Below are 19,032 nucleotides of genomic sequence, written 5' to 3'. Positions count from 1 at the left end.
GAAACGACCGCTGCATTCCAGCACTCCGGGCGTGAAGGCGCAACGAGCGCCCTCGCCCGGCACCGGGGCGCCGCTAGGGCCGGCGTCCCTCGCGCAGCCGCGCGCGGCGCTTGGCCCACAGGTTCAGGGCTTCCACCGCCGCCGAGAAGCCCATCGCGCCGTAGATGTAGCCCTTGGGCACGTGGATCTCCAGCCCCTCGACCACCAGGTAGCCGCCGATCAGCACGATGAATGCCAGCGCCAGCATCTTGATGGTCGGGTTGTTGTCGATGAAGTGGCCCAGCGGGCGCGCGGCCAGCAGCATCACCGCCACCGCCAGCAGGATCGCGGCCACCATCACCGGCACGTACTCCTCGGCCATGCCGACCGCGGCGATCACCGAGTCCAGCGAGAACACGATGTCGATCACCGCGATCTGCGCGATCACCGCGCCGAAGGAGGCGGCCGGCCGGGTGTGGATGTCCTCGGCTTCCGGTTCGCCGGCGACCTGGTCGCGGATCTCGGCGATGCCCTTGAACACCAGGAAGATGCCGCCGAGCAGCAGCACCAGGTCGCGCACCGAGAAGCCGTGCCCGAACACGCTGAAGATGTCCTGCTTCATGTGCGCCAGGAACGCGAGCGTCAGCAGCAGCGCGATGCGGGTGATGCAGGCGGCGGCGATGCCGAACTTGCGCGCGCGCTCGCGGGTCGTGGGCGGCAGGCGGCTGACCGCGATCGAGATGAAGACGAGGTTGTCGATGCCGAGGACGATCTCGATCGAACTGAGCGTGACCAGCAGGATCCAGGTCTGCGGGTCGGCAAGCATTTCAAGACTCATCGAGCGGTCGTTCCGTCGGCTTCAGGGGGGAGGACAGCAGTCGGCCGGGTCAGGCCAGCACGCGTGGACCGAGTATCAGGGCCCACGTAAAGAGCACGTTCATCATCAGCACGAACACGGCGGCCGAGCCCATGTCCTTGGCGCGCCCCGACAGTTCGTGGTGCTCGGCGCCGTAACGCTCGATCACCGCCTCGATCGCCGAGTTCAGCAGCTCGGCGGCCAGCACCAGCACGCAGCTGCCGACCAGCAGCACCCGCTCCACCGGCGTCTGCCCGGCCCACAGCGCCAACGGCGCCAGGACCACGAACAGGTACACCTCCAGCCGGAACGAGGACTCGTACAGCCACGCCGCGCGCAGGCCCTGGAGGGACCACTTGGCCGCGAGCAGGACGCGCGCGGGATGTCTTGGCAGGTGGCCGACCTGGTCCGCCATGGGTTCCGGTACCGGGGTTGCCGCGGCGGGGCCGCGCTGGGCTTATTTTGCCACAGCGCTACTGCTGCCGCAGGGCTTCGATCGGATCCAGCTGCGAGGCCTTGCGCGCCGGGTAGTAGCCGAAGAACAGCCCGGTGCCGATCGAGAACGCCGCCGCCAGCCCCACCACCCGGGCGTCGAGCGCCACCGGCAGGTCGCTGAAGCGGCCCACCAGCAGGGCGCCGACGATCCCGACCAGGATGCCGATCGCGCCACCCACCAGCGAGATCAGCATCGCCTCGGCCAGGAACTGCCGGCGCACGTCGCCCGGGCCCGCGCCCACCGCCATGCGCAGCCCGATCTCGCGGATCCGCTCGGTGACCGAGACCAGCATGATGTTCATGATGCCGATGCCGCCGATCACCAGGCAGATGGTCGCCACAGCGCCGAGCAGCTTGCTCATCAGGTTGGTGGTGGCGGTGCGGGTGGCGACGATCTCGCTGATGTTGCGCACGCGGAAGTCGTCCTCCTGGCCCGGGCGGATGTCGTGGCGCTGCCGCAGCAGCCCTTCCACCGCCGTCTGCGCGTAGCCGAGGTCGCGCGCGTCGGCGACCGTCAGCGCGACCTGCATCACCGCGCCCGGAGGCAGGCCCATGGTGCCCAGCAGCCGTCGCCTGGCGGTGGACAGCGGCACCATCACCACGTCGTCCTGGTCCTGGCCGAAGCTGCCCTGGCCCTTGGGCGCAAGGGTCCCGACCACGGTGAACGGGACGCGCCCGAGGCGGATGGTCTCGCCGATGCCGCTGTCCTCGCCGAACAGCACCCGCCGCACGCTGTCGCCCAGGACCACCTGCTTGGCCGCGCCGGTGTAGGCCTGCGGCTCGAACAGGCTGCCCTCGGCCAGCTTCCAGTCGTTGATCGCGAACCAGTCCGGTTGCACGCCCTGCCAGCTGGTGGCGGCGTTGTTCTCGGCGTACACCACCTGGGTGCCGCCGCGCAGCGCGCCGGCGACGTACTGCACTTCCGGGATCTCCTCGCGGATCGCCTCCACGTCGCCCTCGGTGAGCGTGTAGAAGCTGCCGGCGCTCTGGCGCGCGCCGCCCGGTCCGCGCTGCGCGCCGGGGGAGATGTCCAGCCGCTGCGAGCCCAGCCCGGAGACCAGCTTGTCGATCTCCTGCTGGGTGCCCTGCCCGACCGAGACCATCACGATCACCGCGGCGATGCCGATGATCACGCCGAGCGAGGTCAGCGCGCTGCGCATCCAGTTGCCGCGCAGGGCGAAGGCGGCGGTGCGCAGGATGTCGAGCAGGCTCATGCCAGCGCCTCCCGCGGGCGCTGCCCGCCTTCGTGGAGCTCCCCGTCGTGCATCACGTAGGTGCGGTCGGCGTGGGCCGCGACCTCGGCGTCGTGGGTGATGATGACCACGGTGTGGTCGGCGTCGCGCAGGCGCTTGAACAGCGCCAGGATCTCCTCGCCGGTGCGCGAGTCGAGGGCACCGGTGGGTTCGTCGGCGAGCAGGATCGGCGGCTGGTTGACCAGCGCCCGCGCGATCGCCACGCGCTGCTGCTGGCCGCCCGACATCTCGCTCGGCCGGTGCCCGACGCGGTCGCCGAGGCCGACGGATTCCAGCACCTCGCGCGCCCGCTCGAGGCGCTCCGCGTGCGGGACCCCCGAGTAGCCCAGCGGCATCGCGACGTTGTGCAGCGCGTCCATCCGCGGCAGCAGGTGGAAGCCCTGGAACACGAAGCCGATCTTGTCGCGGCGCAGGTCGGCCAGCGCCTCGGCGTCGAGCGTGGCGACGTCGATGCCGTCGCAGGCGTAGCGGCCGCTGCTGGGCGTGTCCAGGCAGCCGAGCAGGTTCATCAGCGTGGACTTGCCCGAGCCCGACGGCCCCATGATGGCGACGAAGTCGCCGCGCGCGATGTCGAGGTCCACGTTGCGCAACGCCACCACTTCGGCCGGCGTCCCCGGCGCGTAGACCTTGCCCAGCCCGCGGGCATGGATCACCGGCGCGCGGGCGGCCCTCGGGGAGTCCGCCGGACGGCTCATTGCGCGGCGCGCTCGCCGGTGATCGCCACGTCGCCGGCCTCCACCGGCCCCGAGATCTCGGTGTCGCTGCCGTCGCTGGCGCCGACCCGGACCATCACCTGCCGCGGCTGCCCGTCCACCAGCAGGTACAGCGGTGCGCGGGTGGCGCCGACGAGGTCGGCCACGATCCGCTCCCACTGCGCCTTCTGCGCGTCGTCGAGGGTGTCGCGGAACCCGGCGAAGTCCTGGCGGAAGCGGTCGAGCATGCGCTGCCGGAACTGCCCCTGCATCGCGGCACCCCCGCCGCCCGCGCCGCCACGGCGCGCCCCGCCGCCGCCGAACAGGCTGCTGCCGTTGCCGGTGGCCGGCGCCGCCTGGCGCGCGGCCTGGCGTTCGCGGATCGCTTCCAGGGCCGCATCGAGCGCGGCCCGTTGGCGATCGTCGAGCTGCAGCGCCTCGGCGGCACGCGCAAGGTCCTCGCCGACGCCGCTCCCGCGCGGGGACCCGGCGGCGGGCGCGCCTTCCACGGGCTGCGCGGGCTTGTAGCGCAGCGCCGCGTTGGCGACCTTGAGCACGCCTTCGCGCTTGCTGACCTCGATCTCGGCATTGACGGTGAGCCCGGGCAGCAGCGTGCCGTCGCTGTTGTCCACCGTGACCACCACCGGGTAGGTCACCACGTTGGCGGTGGTGGTCGCGGCCAGGCGCACCTGGTCGACCACGCCGCGGAAGCGGCGGTCCGGGAACGCGTCGGCCGTGAACGACACCTGTTGGCCCTCGCGGACCTGGCCGATGTCGGCCTCGTCCACCGCCAGCTCGATCTTCATCTTCGACAGGTCCTCGGCGATGACGAACAGCTCCGGCGCCTGCAAGCTCGCGGCCACCGTCTGCCCCGGCTCCACCGAACGCGTGATCACCACCCCGTCCACCGGCGAGCGGATCACGGTCCGGCCGAGGTTGACGCGGGTGGTCTGCGTGGACGCGGACTGCTGCCGGATCTGCGCCTGCGCCGAGGCCACCTGCGCCTGTGCCTGGTCGCGCGCGGCGCGGGCGAGGTCGACGTCGCTGCGCGCGACCAGCTGGCTGTCCGCGAGCGCGGCCTTGCGCCGGTAGTCGGCCTCGGCGTTGGCCAGCGCGGCCTGCGCCTGGCGCAGCTGCGCGCGCGCACTGGCCACCTGCGCGTTGCCCTGTTCGATCTGCGCCTCGTAGGTGCTCGGGTCGATGCGCGCGATGACCTGGCCCTGGCGCACCTTGTCGTTGAAGTCCACCAGGACTTCGGTGACCTGGCCCGAGACCTGGCTGCCCACCGTCACCGTGGAAATCGCGCTGAGCGTTCCGGTGGCCGAGATCGCCACGCGGATGTCGCCACGCTCCACGACGGTGGTGCGATAGCCCTGGTCGGCCGGCGCCCAATCCGCGCGCCACCACCAGAACGCGGCGAGCGCGAGCAGCGCCGCCAGGGCGATGGCACCGGCGCGGCGGATGCCGCCCGAACGGGTCCTGCGGGGCTTGGTCGTGGTCTGCATGGTGCTCGCGGCAAAGGGTCCCGGGCAGGCTAACGCCCGGGGCGTGACTCCGTTGACACGCTCAGGCGCGGGCGTCGCCGAAGCGGATGGTCGCGACCGTGCCGCGGCCGGGAACGCTGTCCAGCCCGATCGGCCAGCCGAAGCGCTCACCGAGGCGACGCACGATGGACAGGCCCATGCCCTTGCCGGACAGCTTGTCCGGGTCGGCCCGGTAGAACGGGTCGAACACACGCTGCAGCACTTCCGGCGACATCCCGATGCCGGTGTCCGACACCACCACCGCGTCCGGCTCGATGCGCACCTCGACCCGGCCCTCCTCGGTGAACACGCAGGCGTTGGACAACAGGTTGCGCAGCATCACCCCGAACACGCGCGGCGATGCGTGCAGCACCGGCCGCGCGTTCTCGACCACGTCCAGGCGCACCGGCTTGTTGGCCAGCAGCGGGCGCACGGTGGCCACTTCCTCGTCGACGATGTCGCGCACCGCGAAGGTTTCGCGCTGCGGTTCGATCCCGCCCTCGCGGGCCAGGATCAGGAACGACTCGATCACCGCCTCCATGTCGCGGCCGGCGCGCTGGATGCGGCCGAGCGAACGCTGTGCGCGCTCGGGGATGTCGGGGTCGTTGTGCAGCAGGTCGCTGGCGACCCGGATCACGGTCAGCGGGGTGCGCAGCTCGTGGCTGGCGTCGCGGGTGAAGTCGCGCTCGCGGCGCACGAACGCATGCATGCGCTCGGCCATGCGCTGCAGCGCGCCGGCGAGCTGGCGCGCCTCCACGCCGGCGTCCTCCGGCAGGCGGTCCGGGGACAACGCGCCCGCGTCGGGTGCCAGCGGGTCCCAGCGCGCGACCTCCGAGGCCAGCCAGTCCAGCGGCGCCACCATGCGCCGCGCGTTGCGGTAGGTGAACCAGGCGCTGGCGGCCAGCGCCAGCAACGCCAGCAGCACGGGCGCGAACACCATCTGCAGCGCGCGCGTCTCGGCGACGGCGCGCGGGTAGGTCAGGTACAGCTGGCCGTCGCCGCGGCGGTCCACGAGCACCAGCGAGTCGGGCAGCTGGTGCAGCCCGGGCTCGAGGTCGCGCAGGGCCGGGGGCAGCTGCGCCGCCGAGCCGCCGTCGCTGACGTAGTGGCCGCGCAGCCGGGCCTCGTCCGGCGGCGGGTGCCCGGTGTCGGCATCGCGCTGCGCCCAGAAGTACGCCGCTTCCTCGTGCAGGGCCTGGCTCGCGATCGCCTGGCGCGCGAAGTGCATCGCCACCCAGGTGCCGGCGACGATGACGATGCTCGCCATCGCCACCTGCATCACGAAGGCATAGCGAAGCTTGCGGGGCAGGCCCTGCGGCATGGACGGCTTGCCGGACGGCCTACGCGGGCGGTTGTTCGATGTCCGCGATGCGGTAGCCGGCGCTCTGCACCGTGTGCAGCAACGGCTTGTCGTACGGCTTGTCGATGGTCTTGCGCAGGTTGTACAGGTGGCTGCGCAGGGTATCGGAATCGGGCAGGCCGTTGCCCCAGATCTCGCGCTCGATCTCCTGGCGGCTGACCACGCGCGGCGATTCGCGCATCAGGATGGTGAGCAGCTTGAGGCCGATCGGCGACAGCTGCAGTTCGACCCCGCCGCGGGTGGCGCGCAGGCTGGCCGGGTCGAGCACCAGGTCGGCGACCTTCAGCACTTCCGAACCCACCTGGCGGCGCTCGCGCCGGATCAGCGCGCGCAGCCGGGCCTCGAGCTCCTGGATCGCGAACGGCTTGGTCAGGTAGTCGTCGGCGCCCACCGACAGGCCGGTCAGCTTCTCGTCGAGCGTGTCGCGCGCGGTGAGCATCAGCACCGGGGTGGACTTGCGCGCTTCCTCGCGCAGCCGCTTGCAGACCTCGACGCCGTCCAGTCGCGGCAGCATCAGGTCGAGCACGACCACGTCGTAGCTGTTCTCGCTCGCCAGCCGGTAGCCGTCGAGGCCGTCGCTGGCGTAATCCACTTCGAATCCCCGCCCTTCGAGGTATTCGCCCACCATTTCCGAGATGTTGCGGTTGTCCTCGACGATGAGGACCAGGCCCGCGGGTTCCTGGGAAGCACGCGTCATGGGGAAAGGCTCCTTGTCTTCAGCTTTGTGAAAGGTGCCGGGAACGGGGTAGAAATGGCGTGAAGGGCTCCGGGGGGCGTGCGGCTGGCGTTCAGCTCTCGCCGCGTTCCGCGGCCTTGGCGCGTATCCAGTAGCGGTCCTGGGCCTCGAGCGGGAGCTGCTCGAGGGGGGTGCCGTCGGCGCGCGCCATGGCTTCCATCGCGCGGAAGCGGCGCTCGAACTTGGCATTGGCGCGCCGCAACGCAGTGCCGGGGTCCACCCGCGCATGGCGCGCAAGGTTGGCGCAGACGAACAGCAGGTCGCCCAGCTCGTCCTCCAGGCGCGCGTGCGCCGCCGCGTCCTCGGGGCTGGCGGCGACCGCGGCGAATTCGGCGCGCGCTTCCTCGATCTCTTCGTGCAGCTTGGCGATCACCGGTCCAGGCCCCGGCCAGTCGAAGCCGACGCGCGCGGCGCGTGCCTGCAGTTTCGTCGCACGCTGCCACTCGGGCATGCCGCGCGCGATCCCGGCCAGCGCCGAGTCGTCGGCGTCGCCCGCGGCCTCGCGCTCGCGGCGCTTGATCGCCTCCCACTCGCGCGACTGCGCTTCCTCGCCGGCGACGCTGGCTCCGGCGAACACGTGCGGATGCCGGCGCACCAGCTTGTCGGCGATCGCCGCGACCACGTCGGCGAAGGCGAACGCGCCCTGCTCCTCCGCCATGCGCGCATGGAACACGACCTGCAGCAGCAGGTCGCCGAGCTCCTCGCGCAGGTCGCCCATGTCGCCGCGGTCGATCGCGTCGGCGACTTCGTAGGCTTCCTCGATCGTGTACGGGGCGATCGTCGCGAACGTCTGCCGCACGTCCCACGGGCAGCCGGTCGCGGGGTCGCGGAGGCGCGCCATGATCTCCAGCAGCCGCGCGATGTCGCCCGCGTCGCGCTTCATGGAGTCGTACCCATCACGCGCCAAGCCAGTCGCGCCAGGGGAGCGACGTGTCGCCGAGGGCGATGAAGTCGCCGTTGAGGATGGTGTCGCGCTGGTTGTAGCGCAGCGCTCGCCCGCGCCCGCCATCGGCATGCGGGTCGAGCACCGCGCCGCCCGCGGCTTCCAGCACCGCCTGGCCGGCGGCCGTGTCCCATTCGCTGGTCGGGCCGAAGCGCGGATAGACGTCCATCTGCCCCTCCGCGAGCCGGCAGAACTTCAGCGAGGAGCCGACGCCGACCGGCTCGATCCCGCCCATGCGCTGCAAGAAGCCCTCGGTGCGCGCATCGCGGTGCGAGCGACTGGCCGCGACCCGCAGCGGCGCGGTGGCCGGCGCGCGCACGGCGATCGCGCGTTCCTCGTCGCCGTCGCGCCGGAACGCGCCCCGGCCGCGCTGGCCGTGCCAGAGCGCGCCGGTCACCGGTGCCTGGACCACGCCCAGCACCGGCTCGCCGTCGTCGATCAGGGCGATGTTGACGGTGAACTCGCCGTTGCGCTTCACGAACTCGCGGGTCCCGTCGAGCGGGTCCACCAGCCACATCAGCGGCCACTGCCTGCGCACCGCGGCCTCCACCTCGTCGGCGGATTCCTCGGACAGCACCGGGATCTGCGGGGCCAGTCGCCGCAGCCCGTCGACGATGCAGTGGTGCGACGCGAGGTCGGCCGCGGTCAGCGGCGAGCGGTCGTCCTTGTGCTCGACCGCGAACTCGCTGTCGTAGACCTCGAGGATGCGGCCGGCGGCCTCACGCGCGATCGCGATGATGCCCTCGCGCAGGCGGTCCAGTTCATTTGCCTCCATGCCGCAGCCACTCCCGTGCCATGAACAGCGCCGCGACCGCACGCCCTTCGGAAAATTCCTCGCGCAGCACGAGTTCGTGCAGCGCGTCCAGCTTCCAGGGCACCCGCTCCAGTTCCTCGGGCTCATCGCCCGGCAGCTTGCTCGGGTACAGGTCGCGCGCGACCACCACGTGGGCCTGGTGGGTCATGTAGCGCGGCGACAGGCTGACCATGCGCAGCAGGTGCAGGGAACGCGCGGCGTAGCCGGCCTCCTCCTGCAGTTCCCGGTTGGCGGCCTCGAGCGCGCTCTCGCCGGCATCGATCCGCCCCGACACCAGCCCGAGCTCGTAGCGGTGCATGCCCGCGGCGTACTCGCGCACCAGCAGCACGGTGTCGTCGTCGAGCAGCGGCACCACGTAGACCGCGCCGTGGCCCTTGCCGCGCAGGCGGTGGTACTGCCGGCGCTCGCCGTTGCCAAACTCCAGGTCCAGCCGCTCCATGCGGTACGGGCCCGCGTCCTGCTCGCTGACGCCATGGATCGTGGGCAAGCGCCGGCTCATGCCACGGCCCGTTCGGCCAAAGGGGGGATAATGCGCGGATGGGCGGAATGGATGACGTGGGACCGGCACATGACCCGGCGATGATAGCGGAGGCCGATGCATGGCGTTCGCGCGACCTGGCGGTCCTGTGGCATCCCTGCACGCAGATGCGCGAGCACCCGCACGAACTGCCGCTGGTGCCGATCGCCAGCGGCGAGGGCGCCTGGCTGGTGGGCCGCGACGGCCGCCGCTACCTGGACGCGGTGTCGAGCTGGTGGACCAACCTGTTCGGCCACGCCGAACCCAGGATCGCCGCCGCGATCGGTGCGCAGGCGTGCTCGCTGGAGCAGGTCATCCTCGCCGGCTTCTCGCACGCGCCGGCGGTCGAGCTGGCCGAGAAGCTGCTGGCGATCGCGCCGCGCGAGCCCGGGCGCGAGCCGCTGGCCAAGGTGTTCTACGCCGACAACGGCTCGGCCGGGGTCGAGGTCGCGCTGAAGATGGCCTTCCACTGGTTCCGCAACCGCGGCGAGGACCGGCGAACGAAGTTCGTCGCGCTGGAGAACGGCTACCACGGCGAAACCCTGGGCGCGCTCGCGGTCGGCGACGTACCCCTGTACCGCCGCGTCTATGCCCCGTTGCTCGCCGAATGCCTGTTCACGCCGTCGCCGGATGCCTACCTGGCGGCGCCGGGCGAGTCCGCCGAGGAGTGCGCCAGGCGCGCGGCTGGAGCGCTGGAGGCGCTGCTGGATGCGCATGGCGGCGAGGTCTGCGCGATGATCCTCGAGCCGCTCGTGCAGTGCGCCGGCGGCATGCGCATGCACCATCCGCTGTACCTGCAGCTCGCCCGCAAGCTGTGCGACGCGCACGGGGTCTTCCTGATCGCGGACGAGATCGCGGTCGGCTTCGGACGCACCGGGACCCTGTTCGCGTGCGAACAGGCCGGGATCCAGCCGGACCTGCTGTGCCTGTCGAAGGGTCTCACCGGGGGCTTCCTGCCGCTGGCCGCGGTGCTCGCCACCCAGGCCCTGTACGACGGCTTCCTCGACGAATCCCGCGAGCGCGCGTTCCTGCACTCGCACAGCTATACCGGCAACCCGATCGCCTGCGCGGCGGCGCTGGCCTCGCTGCGGGTCTTCGAGGAGGACCAGGTCGTCGCGCGCAACCGCGGCACCGCCGCGCGCATGGCCGCGCTGGCGGCGCCGATCGGCGAACTGCCGCAGGTGGCCGACCTGCGCCAGGCCGGCATGATCGTGGCCTTCGAACTGGCCCGCGACGGCGACCGGCGCACGCCCTTCGAGCCGGGGCTGCGCGTCGGCCTGCGCGCGTACCGCGCGGCGCTGGAGCGCGGGGTGGTGCTGCGGCCGCTCGGCGACATCCTCTACTGGATGCCGCCCTACTGCGTGGACGAGGAACAGCTCGCGCTGCTGGCGCGCACCACCCGCGAAGCCATCCTGGAAGCGACCGCATGCGCGTGACCCGGGTGTACGTGGAGCTGCCGCTGTCGGCTGGCGCGGTGGTGGCGCTGCCGCCCGACGCGAGTGCCTACCTGGCGCGCGTGCTGCGCCTGCGCAGCGGCGATCCGTTCGTGCTGTTCAACGGCGACGGCCACGACTACGAAGCGCGCCTGCTGGCGATCGGCAAGCGCGGCGCCGAGGCCGAGGTGGTGGGCGTGCGCCCGGTGGACAACGAGTCGCCGCTGCGCATCGTGCTGCTGCAGGGCATCGCCCGCGGCGAGAAGATGGACCTGGTGCTGCAGAAAGCCACCGAACTCGGCGTCGCGGAGGTGCTGCCGGTGGACAGCGAGCGCAGCGAGGTGCGCCTGCAGGGCGAGCGCCTCGACAAGCGCCTCGCGCACTGGCGCGGCGTGGTCGCGTCGGCCTGCGGCCAGTGCGGCCGCGCGCGCGTCCCCGCGGTGGCGGCGCCGCGGGCGCTGGAGGCCGCGCTGGCGGAGCTGCCGGCGCTGCCGCGCTTCCTGCTCGATCCGGTGGCACCGCGCTCGATCGGGACGCTCGAAGGCCTCGTGTCCGGCTGCGTGCTGGCGGTCGGCCCGGAGGGCGGCTGGTCGCCGCGCGACCGCGAGCTGCTGCAGGCCGCGGGCTTCGAGGGCTTGCGCCTGGGGCCTCGCGTGCTGCGCACGGAGACCGCGGGCATCGCCGCGATCGCCGCCTTGCAGGCGCGTTTCGGGGACCTGTAGGAGCGGCGCTGGCGCCGCTCCTACATGTGTTCGGCGACCAGCTGCTCGAGCTGTTCGAGGTCGGGCACCAGCGCCTGCTCGTCGTTGAGCGACACCCGCGCCTGCACGCCGTCGGGCAACGCGGCCGGATCGGTCTCCTCGGCCACCAGCGCGGCGGCCGACACCGTGACCAGCCGCGGGAAGCCCTGGGTCAGCACCGCGAAGTACGGGGTGCGCGGAGTCTCGCCAAGCGCCTTCAGCACGATCACGCGGCTGCCGAGGCTGCCCTCTTCGCGGGCGATACCGGCCAGGCGCGAGAACGCGACCAGCGGCAGTTGCCAGCCGCGCCAGCGGATGTGCCCGAGCAGCCACTCCGGCGCGTTCTCGATCGGCGCCGGGTCTGCGAACGAGAGCACCTCGGCGATGGTCGCGTTGGGCAGCAGCAGGCGCGCGCCCGTGACCTGGATCAGCACGCCGCGGATGTCGGGCCTGGCTTCGGTGTTCATGCTCGCTTCCTCACTTGTTCCAGCGGTCAGCGACGCGCCCGGCGAGCTGCACGGGCGAGCCGGCGTCCGCGCCGCGCGCGATCACCGCGCCGGGGGCCGCGTTGTCGAAGCATTCCTCGGGCGACTGCCCGGCCACCAGGGCCCCGGCGACCGACAGTTCCATGATCTCGTCCACCTGCGCCGCGTCGGCGCCGCTGAGCAGCAGCAGCGCGCTGTCGTCGGCGGGCAGTCCCAGCAACGGGCCCATGGGCCCGGTCTCAGCGAACCGCTGGGTCGCGCCATCGTCCGTCGTGCTCATGCCGTCCGGCACGATGTAGACGTGGCCCGCCGTCACCGGCGAGCCGGCCACGGCGAGTTCCACCGGCAGCGGGGTGGCGCGCTGCAGCTGCCGCACCAGTCGGTCGTGGCGACCGCCGTCCAGCCGCTGGCGCACGAGCACCGGGCGCGGGAAGGTTTCCGGAAGCGCGCCGAGGAACTGGCGCACTGCGTCCGGGCCGCCGATCCCTGCGAGCACCACGACCGCACCGGTGCCGTGCGGCTCCAGCGTCAGCGTGGTCCCGAAGGCCGGGGCAGCCGGTGACGGGTCGTCGCCGGAAGCCGGGGCCAGCGCTGCCTCTTCGATCGCTCCGCCGCCCTTGTACTCGAGGGTGACCGCACGCGTCTCCGCGGCGGCCGGGGCGCCGTCCAGCGCCGGCGCGTCGTCGAGTTCCAGCGTGATCCCGGGCGACGGCGCCGGGGGCTCGGGCTCGACCTGCGGTTCCGCGGCGGGTTCCGCGGCCGGTTCCACGAACGACTCCACTTCCAGCGCCGCTTCCGGCCCGGACGGCTGCACCATGTCGAGTACCGTTTCCGGCTCCGCCGGCGGCAGCACGTCGAGCACCATCTCCGGCTCCCCGGGCGGCACGACCCCGGGCGCCGGCGCGGGATCGGTTCCGTCCTCCCGGCCGGGCGGCAGCACGTCGCCATGGCCCGCGAGCTTGGCGGCCAGGTGGCGCGCCCAGCGCGCGGCATCCCATCCCTCGCGCGCCGCGGCGACCTCGGCCTCGTCGTAGATCACGATCCGCGCCGGGTCCTGCAGCACGGCATCGAAGCCGTCGAGCGCGGACTCGACCGCAGGCTCGAGCGCGACCAGCACCGCGGCCGGGTCGGCCGCGGACAGCGCAGCCACGTCGCCGGCCGTCGGGTCGGCCACGTGCACGATCTCGGCACCGGCCTGCTGCAACGCGGCCTGCAGCTTCTCGCAGGCGCCGCCGGGCCGCGCGAGCAGCGCAACCCGCGTGGCCTCAGCCATTGCCCTGCTCCGGCGCCGGCATGCCGCCCGCGGCCAGCAGTTCGAACACGTTGCGCAGCAGCTCGTGCTCCTGGTAGGGCTTGCCGAGGTAGCGCTGCACGCCGAGCTCCAGCGCGCGCTGGCGGTGCTTCTCGCCGGTGCGCGAGGTGATCATGATGATCGGCACGTCGCGCAGGCGCGGATCGGCCTTCATCTGCGTCGCCAGCTCGTAGCCGTCCATGCGCGGCATCTCGATGTCGAGCAGCATCAGGTCCGGCACGCGCTCGGCCATGCGCTCCAGCGCGTCCACGCCGTCCTTGGCCGTGCCGACCTCGAAGTTGTGGCGTTCGAGCACGCGGCCGGTGACCTTGCGCATGGTGACCGAGTCGTCGACCACCATCACCAGCGGCACCTTGCGCGCCTCCACCGCCGGCATCGGCTCCACTTCGCGCGGGCCGGCGGACTGGCGGCGCACCAGCGGCGCGATGTCGAGGATCACCACCACGCTGCCGTCGCCCATGATGGTCGCGCCGAAGATGCCCGGCAGCGAGGCCACTTGCGGGCCCACCGGCTTCACAACGATCTCGCGGTTGCCCATGACCTGGTCGATGGCGACCGCCGCGCGCAGGTCGCCGGCGCGGATCAGCAGCAGCGGCATCTGCAGCTGGCCCTCCGCCTTCGACGCACCCTGGCCGAGCAGCATCCCGAGGTCGTGCAGGGCGTAGTCCTCGCCGCCGTACTCGTAGGTGGCGCCTTCCTTCTCGAACTCCTCGCGGGTGATGCGGCCGACGCCGCGCACCGACGCGATCGGGACCGCGAAGCTGGTTTCGCCCACGCGCACGAACACGGCCTGGGTGACCGCGAGGGTCTGCGGCAGGTGCAGCAGGAAGGTGGTGCCCTGCCCCTTGCGGGTGCGGATGTCGAAGCTGCCGCCGAGCTGGCGGACCTCGCTCGCGACCACGTCCATGCCGACGCCGCGGCCGGCCAGCCGGCTGACCTCGTCGGCGGTGGAGAAGCCGGGCTCGAAGATCAGCGCATCCAGCGCACTGTCGGACAGGACCGCGCCGGGTTGGACCAGGCCGCGCTGCTCGGCGCGCGCGCGGATCGCGCGGCGGTCGAGGCCGGCGCCGTCGTCGGACACCTCGAGCACCACTTCCGAGCCTTCGCGGCGGACCGCGATGCGAACGGTGCCCTGCTCGGGCTTGCCCGCCTTGCGCCGTGCCTGCGGCGATTCCAGGCCGTGCGCAATGGCGTTGCGGAGCATGTGCTCCAGCGGAGCGGTCATGTGCTCGAGCACGTTGCGGTCGAGCTCGCCCTGGGCGCCCTCGAGCTTGAGCTGGGCCTGCTTGCCGGTTTCGCTCGCGGCCTGGCGCACCACGCGTCGCAGGCGCGGCACCAGCGCGTCGAACGGCACCATGCGCGTGCGCATGAGGCCTTCCTGCAGTTCCGAGCTCACCCGCGACTGCTGCAGCAGCAGGGTTTCGTACTGGCGGGTCAGGTCGTCCAGCGACTGCTGCAGGCTGCTCAGGTCGGCGGCCGATTCGGCCAGGCCGCGCGAAAGCTGCTGCAGGGTCGAGAAGCGGTCCAGTTCGAGCGGATCGAAGGTCTCGTCGTCGTTCTCGTGCTCGCGCTGGTAGCGCGCGATGATCTGCGCCTCGGTCTCGCTGTCGAGGCGGCGCAGCTGGTCGCGCAGGCGCGCGTTGGTCTGCTCCATCTCGCCCATGGCCGAGCGGAACGCACCGAGCTGCTGCTCGAGGCGTGCGCGGTAGATGGCGACCTCGCCGGCGTAGTTGACCAGGCGGTCGAGCAGGTCGGCGCGGACGCGGACCTGTTCCTGCGGGGCGCGCACCGCGACGTCGTCGTCGTCGCCGGCCGGCTGGTCGCTGATCGGCGCCGACAGCGGCTTGAGCGTCTCTGCCTTCGGCTGTTGCGCGGGCGCGGCGGCGTCGGCCTGCGTCGGGACGTAGGCCTCGCCACGGGCGCGGGCATCGAATTCCGCGATCATCGCGGCCGGCATCGCGATGGCGCGGCGCGCGCCGACGCGGCTGACCATGGCGTGCAGCCGGTCGATGCCGCGCTCCATCAACGGGATGCCGTCGCGTCCGAGTTCGACGCGCTGTTCCACCACCGCCTCGAGCAGCGACTCCATGGCATGGCCGAGCTCGCCGACCGCCATGATGCCGGCCATGCGCGCGCCGCCCTTCAGCGTATGCAGGTCGCGCTGCAGGCCGACCAGCGCGTCGCCCTCGCCGGGCTCCGCCTGCAGCCTGGCGACCAGGCCGTCGGCGTGGTCGAGCAGGTCCATGCCCTCCTCGACGAAGATGTCCACCAGGTCCGGATCCAGGCCGGTGAGGTCGAGGGCTTCGTCCGGGTCGTCCGGGAACGCCGGAATCCGTTCGGCCTGGCCGCGGGCCTGCGCGCGTGCCGCCTCGGCGGCGCGCTCGGCTTCGGCGCGCTCCGCGGCCTGGCGCTCGGCTTCGAGGCGTTGGGCTTCTGCGGCCACCCGCTCGGCCTCGAGACGCTCGGCTTCGGCGGCTTCGGCGGCCACGCGCTCGGCTTCGAGGCGTTCGGCCTCGGCGCGCTCCGCTGCGGCGGCTTCGGCCGCCACCCGCTCGGCTTCCAGGCGTTCGGCCTCGGCACGCTCCGCGGCCTGGCGCTCGGCTTCGGCACGCTCCGCAGCTTGCCGTTCGGCCTCCGCACGCTCTGCGGCGAGGCGTTCGGCTTCGAGGCGTTCGGCTTCGAGGCGTTCGGCTTCGATCCGTTCCGCCTCGGCGCGCTCCGCCTCGGCGCGTTCCGCCGCGGCGCGCTCGGCTGCGAGCCGCTCGCCCTCGAGCTGCGCGGCCGCCTCGGCCTCGCGCTCGAGGCGCTCGGCTTCCAGGCGCGCGATCTCGAGCTGGGCGGCGTCGATGCCGCTGCTCACGTCGGGTTCGCTGGCGTGCGCGCCCGGGGTGTCGTCGCGGCCCGCCAGCCCCTGCTCCAGCGCCGTCGTGTCGACGAAGTCGCTGAGGTCGGGCCCGCCGAAGGGGGCGGCGCCGTGGGCGTCCTCGTCGTGCAGCGGCGGCACCTGGACGTCCGGCAGGCTGTCGCGCAGCGCCGACAGACGCGCGCCGAGCGCGTCGCAGGGCTGCACGCGCGGGGCCCTGGTGTGCAGCGCCGAGATCGTGGCGCGCACCGCGTCGCCCAGCGCCGAGAGCGCGGCGACGCCCTCCGCGGTGACCGTGGTGCCAGCGGCGAGCATGCGCTTGATGTAGCCCTCGGCCGGCGTCAGCGCGTGCGTGATCGCAGGCACCTCGGTCATCGCGAAGGCGCCGTTCATGGTGTGGATCGCGCGCAGCAATGCATCGCTGGCGGGGGCCGGTGTTTCGCGCACCGCGGCGAGCCAGCGGTCGAGGGTCACCAGGTGCCCGCCGACCTCGGCGTCCAGGATCTCCAGCAGCACGGCGTCCACGCTGGCCGGAATGCCCTCGGCTTCGGCCGCCGCCGGCGCCTGGGGTGCTTCGTCTGCCGCGGGCCCGACGTCGGCCTCGGTGGGCGCAGCGTCGGATGCGGTGTCGGATTCGGCGGCGGGCTCGGGCGCGGCGGCGGGCGCCGGCGCGAGGAAAGCCTCCTCGCCGGCCGCGATGCGATCGGCCAGCGCCTGGATGCCGGCCAGGTCGGCGACCAGGCCGCCGTCACCGCGCAGCGCCGACAGCAGTTGCGGCAGCGTGTCGTGGGCGGCGCCGACCAGGGCCACCACGGCGGGGCTGGCCGGGCGCGAGCCGTCGAGCACGCGGTTGAGCATGTTCTCGACCTTCCACGCGAACTCGCCCAGCACCTTGGCGCCGACCAGGCGTCCGCTGCCCTTGAGGGTATGGAACACGCGGCGGATCGGGCGCAACTGTTCGAGCGACTCGGGATCGGCACGCCACTCGGGGAGCAGCGTCGACAGGTTCGCGATCTCCTCCTCGAACTCCTCGAGGAAGATCTCGCGGATCTCGTCGTCGATCTCGTCGCCGGTGGTCTCGAAGCCGCCGGCGTCGCCGGTGCCGACCGGGGCCGGGGCGTGCGCCGGCGGTGCCGGAGGCACTGGCGTCGGCGTCGGCGCGGGCGCGGGCGGCGCGGCCTGCGCAGGCGCTGCCGGGGCGGCGCCCGTGTTGTCCTCGAAGCCGGCCAGGAAACGCGCGGTGGCGTCCACGTCGCCGGCGGGAGGCACTGCCGTCCGGTCCGCGGCATCGCGGGTGGGCGGGAGTGCCGGCGCGAGTGCCTGCGGTGGCGGCTGCGGTGCCGCCGGCGCCTCGGGGATCGGCCAGTAGTTCAGGGCCTCGAGGCTGTTGCGGGCGACATCGAGGATGTCGTCGCGGTTCGGGCGCTGCTCGCGCAGCGCCTCGAGGTAGTACTCCAGGCTGGCGAGCGCATCGGCCAGGGTGTCCAGCTGGCGGCCGCTGGGCACGCGCGCCTTGCCGATCAGTTCGCGTTCGGTATAGGCGCGCACGCCGGCCAGGTAGTGCGCCGGCTGCGGCAGGTCGAGCATCTGCAGCGCGCCGGACACCTCGCCCAGCAGGCGCGGCACCTCGGCCAGTTCGGCATGGTCCCAGTTGGTTTCCACGAAGGCCACGAAGGCCTGGCGGGCATCGGCGAAGTTGGCGATCGCTTCGCGTGCGAGCGCTTCGGTGACCTTGCGCGATTCGTTGGCGAGCAGGTCGTCGGAGCCCGCGGGCGCGCCGAGCCGCTCGACCTGTTCCTCGAGCGACGCGTCCACGAACAGCAGCGCCGCGGCGATGTCCAGCAGGGTGCCTTCGTCCACGCCGCCGGCGCCGTGGAGCATGCCGTCCAGGGTGTCGCGCTGGCGCTGCACGAGTTCGCGCGCGCCCTCCAGCCCGAGCATGCCCAGGGTGTCGGCGATGGTGGCCAGTGCCTGGACCTGCGGCTGCAGCCCGGAGACATCGGACTGGCCGCTGCGCAGGTGCAGGTCGAGCGCGTCCTTGACCCGGAGCAGGTCTTCCTTGATCGCGCCGGACACGGTGTCGAGCAGCGCGCGGTTGTGGCCGCTGAGGCTGCCCTGTGCGTGCGCGAGCTCGGATTCGCTGGGCGCCTGCACCTGGCGCTCGAGCTCGAAGGTGTCGCGCAGCGCGCGCAGCGCGGGGTGGTCGCCGCCGCCGTGCGCCACCTGGTAGAGCAGTTCGCGGGTCGGCTCCAGCACCGCCTCGGCGCGCCCGGTGGGCGGCGCGCCGGCGACGGCGCGGCGCACTTCGCGCGCGACCCCGGCAAAGGCGTCGTGCAGCGCGGGCACCGTCTGCAGGGCACCGTCGCGCAGTGCCGCGGCCACGGACGAGGCCACCCACAGCATGCGCTGCACGGCCTCGCCGGAGACCTTGCCGACCAGCCCGTCGACCGCCTCGGAGAGCGGGACGTAGGACAACGGCCTGCCGTCCCGCGGCCAGTCGGCGAGCGCCTGGTCGAGGCCCGCCAACAGGGATTCGGTGGACGCGCCGGCGTCGCCGGCGGGCAACGTCTCCGGCAGCGGCCGCTGCAGGTCGGGGGCGAACAGCACGCTTTCCCCGAGCTCCGACGCACCGCGCGCGGCGCGCAGCTCGTTGAGCAGCGGCAACAGCACCACCGGGATGTCCTTGTGGCCGCCCTGCAGGCGCTCGAGGTAGTCGGGCAGCAGCACCACGCCGCGCATCAGCGTCGCGCAGGCCTCCTCGCGCGCCTCGACCTTGCCTTCCTGCAAGGCCTGCGCAAGCTGCTCCATCTCCTCGGCCACGCGGGCCGGGGCGTACAGCTCGACCATGCGCAGCGTGCCCTGCACCTGGTGCAGGCGCCCGGCGCAGGCGTCCATCCGCGCGACGTCGGACAAGTCCTCGGCGAACGCCTCGATCTCGGTCCGCGCCTGGCGCAGGGTCTCGTCCAGCTCCGGCTTGACCCAGCCCAGCGTGGTGTAGTCGATCGCGTCGCGCAGCGCTGTGCTCATCTTG

14 protein-coding genes and 2 pseudogenes are annotated in these 19,032 nt (G+C 72.8%); 2 read left to right on the top strand and 14 right to left on the bottom strand.

Annotated features, from left to right (window positions below):
• Nucleotides 1–73 precede the first annotated feature (73 nt).
• The 11 genes and pseudogenes from E4F25_RS11010 to nudE form a co-directional block, all read right to left on the bottom strand.
• Nucleotides 74–817: a TerC family protein gene (locus E4F25_RS11010; protein WP_140910176.1), complete on the bottom strand. Its 744-nt coding sequence runs from the start codon at nucleotides 815–817 to the stop codon at nucleotides 74–76.
• 49 nt (nucleotides 818–866) lie between these two features.
• Complete coding sequence (locus E4F25_RS11005; RefSeq protein WP_140910175.1) at nucleotides 867–1,250, bottom strand: diacylglycerol kinase; 384 nt, start codon at nucleotides 1,248–1,250, stop codon at nucleotides 867–869.
• Between the two features lie 58 nt (nucleotides 1,251–1,308).
• Nucleotides 1,309–1,692 (bottom strand): ABC transporter permease, encoded by a 384-nt coding sequence (locus E4F25_RS11700; RefSeq protein ID WP_407062833.1) that lies wholly within the window; start codon nucleotides 1,690–1,692, stop codon nucleotides 1,309–1,311.
• A gap of 117 nt (nucleotides 1,693–1,809) precedes the next feature.
• Nucleotides 1,810–2,490: pseudogene (locus E4F25_RS11695) on the bottom strand (ABC transporter permease); the annotation flags it as partial.
• Between the two features lie 50 nt (nucleotides 2,491–2,540).
• Nucleotides 2,541–3,278: an ABC transporter ATP-binding protein gene (locus E4F25_RS10995; RefSeq protein ID WP_140910173.1), complete on the bottom strand. Its 738-nt coding sequence runs from the start codon at nucleotides 3,276–3,278 to the stop codon at nucleotides 2,541–2,543.
• On the bottom strand, nucleotides 3,275–4,780 hold the full coding sequence (locus E4F25_RS10990) for an efflux RND transporter periplasmic adaptor subunit (RefSeq protein ID WP_140910172.1): 1,506 nt from the start codon (nucleotides 4,778–4,780) through the stop codon (nucleotides 3,275–3,277). The genes E4F25_RS10995 and E4F25_RS10990 overlap by 4 nt, the downstream gene beginning before the upstream one ends.
• Before the next feature lie 61 nt (nucleotides 4,781–4,841).
• The gene (locus E4F25_RS10985; RefSeq protein WP_140910171.1) at nucleotides 4,842–6,119 is read right to left on the bottom strand and encodes a sensor histidine kinase; all 1,278 of its coding nucleotides are present in this window, start codon (nucleotides 6,117–6,119) and stop codon (nucleotides 4,842–4,844) included.
• A gap of 19 nt (nucleotides 6,120–6,138) precedes the next feature.
• Nucleotides 6,139–6,855, bottom strand: a complete 717-nt coding sequence (locus E4F25_RS10980; protein ID WP_140910170.1) for a response regulator transcription factor — start codon at nucleotides 6,853–6,855, stop codon at nucleotides 6,139–6,141.
• A 103-nt stretch (nucleotides 6,856–6,958) separates the two neighbouring features.
• Nucleotides 6,959–7,777, bottom strand: a pseudogene (mazG, locus tag E4F25_RS10975) (nucleoside triphosphate pyrophosphohydrolase); the annotation flags it as partial.
• Nucleotides 7,778–7,790: 13 nt separating this feature from the next.
• Nucleotides 7,791–8,612: a 3'(2'),5'-bisphosphate nucleotidase CysQ gene (gene cysQ / locus E4F25_RS10970; RefSeq protein ID WP_140910168.1), complete on the bottom strand. Its 822-nt coding sequence runs from the start codon at nucleotides 8,610–8,612 to the stop codon at nucleotides 7,791–7,793.
• A complete protein-coding gene (gene nudE, locus E4F25_RS10965) occupies nucleotides 8,599–9,150 on the bottom strand; it encodes an ADP compounds hydrolase NudE (protein WP_140910167.1) in 552 nt (183 codons plus the stop codon). Before nudE ends, cysQ begins: the two co-directional genes overlap by 14 nt.
• A gap of 47 nt (nucleotides 9,151–9,197) precedes the next feature.
• Between nudE and bioA the strand changes: the two genes are divergently transcribed.
• Together bioA and E4F25_RS10955 are read left to right on the top strand one after the other, a co-directional pair.
• A complete protein-coding gene (gene bioA, locus E4F25_RS10960; RefSeq protein ID WP_246069864.1) occupies nucleotides 9,198–10,604 on the top strand; it encodes an adenosylmethionine--8-amino-7-oxononanoate transaminase in 1,407 nt (468 codons plus the stop codon).
• On the top strand, nucleotides 10,595–11,323 hold the full coding sequence (locus E4F25_RS10955) for a 16S rRNA (uracil(1498)-N(3))-methyltransferase (protein ID WP_140910165.1): 729 nt from the start codon (nucleotides 10,595–10,597) through the stop codon (nucleotides 11,321–11,323). Before bioA ends, E4F25_RS10955 begins: the two co-directional genes overlap by 10 nt.
• A gap of 20 nt (nucleotides 11,324–11,343) precedes the next feature.
• Here the strand turns inward: E4F25_RS10955 and E4F25_RS10950 are convergent, their stop codons facing one another.
• From E4F25_RS10950 to E4F25_RS10940, 3 genes are read right to left on the bottom strand one after another with little or no spacing between them, the layout of a single operon-like run.
• Nucleotides 11,344–11,808, bottom strand: coding sequence for a chemotaxis protein CheW (locus tag E4F25_RS10950; protein WP_140910164.1), 465 nt, complete (start codon nucleotides 11,806–11,808; stop codon nucleotides 11,344–11,346).
• Between the two features lie 10 nt (nucleotides 11,809–11,818).
• Nucleotides 11,819–13,099, bottom strand: a complete 1,281-nt coding sequence (locus E4F25_RS10945) for a chemotaxis protein CheB (RefSeq protein WP_140910163.1) — start codon at nucleotides 13,097–13,099, stop codon at nucleotides 11,819–11,821.
• On the bottom strand, nucleotides 13,092–19,028 hold the full coding sequence (locus E4F25_RS10940) for an Hpt domain-containing protein (RefSeq protein WP_140910162.1): 5,937 nt from the start codon (nucleotides 19,026–19,028) through the stop codon (nucleotides 13,092–13,094). The genes E4F25_RS10945 and E4F25_RS10940 overlap by 8 nt, the downstream gene beginning before the upstream one ends.
• Nucleotides 19,029–19,032 lie beyond the last annotated feature (4 nt).

The sequence above is a fragment of the Cognatiluteimonas lumbrici genome, assembly GCF_006476065.1.
GTDB lineage: Bacteria > Pseudomonadota > Gammaproteobacteria > Xanthomonadales > Xanthomonadaceae > Cognatiluteimonas > Cognatiluteimonas lumbrici.
Note: the sequence above shows the minus strand (reverse complement) of the source record. Positions and strands in the feature narration are given on the sequence as shown.